This is a genomic window from Pseudonocardia sp. SID8383, from assembly GCF_009864975.1.
Classification (GTDB): Bacteria; Actinomycetota; Actinomycetes; order Mycobacteriales; family Pseudonocardiaceae; genus Pseudonocardia; species Pseudonocardia alni.
The window spans coordinates 1-541 of record NZ_WWFY01000362.1; the positions used below are offsets into that span (position 1 = coordinate 1).

A 541-nucleotide genomic window follows, 5' to 3' on the forward strand; every position below is an offset into this window, starting at 1 on the left:
CCGTGCCGACGACGGCACGCAGCCCACGCAGCCGTCCCGGCCCGGGACGCCCGCCCCCGACGGCCAGAGCGAGCGCGGCGAGTCCGAGCGCGGCCGCGGTCACGTCGGCACCGCCGCACGCAGGATCCGGTCGGCCCACGCCGCCCCGGCGACCGTGAGGACGACCCCGGTCAGCAGCAGCGCCGGACCGTGCAGACCGGTGCGCAGCACGGTCAGCGGCGCGATACCCATGAGCTGCCCGAGACCGATCCCGGCCAACGGCAACCCGGTCAGCACCGACGCCGTCGCCCGGGGTCCGGCGAGCTGGGCGCGCACCCGGGCGCCGTGCGCGATCCGCCAGCGGATGTCGTCGAGCAGCCCGGCGAGCAGGTCGGCGAGCGGGGCGCCGTGGGTGTCGGCGAGCTCCCAGGCCGAGGCGACCCGTTCGACGTCGCGCCGGGCGGGCCCTCGCGCCGTCCGGCGCAGTGCCTCCGGTACCGGTTCACCGATCCGTGCGGCGACGGCCGCCGGCTCGAGCAGGGCGCGGGCGAGCGGCCCGTCG

The 541-nt window shown here is 79.1% G+C and carries 1 protein-coding gene; it reads right to left on the bottom strand.

Going from position 1 to position 541, the window contains the following annotated elements:
* Positions 1-99: 99 nt before the first annotated feature.
* The coding region (locus GTW08_RS08695; protein ID WP_202416774.1) for a type II secretion system F family protein at positions 100-541 on the bottom strand (442 nt) is incomplete at its 5' end.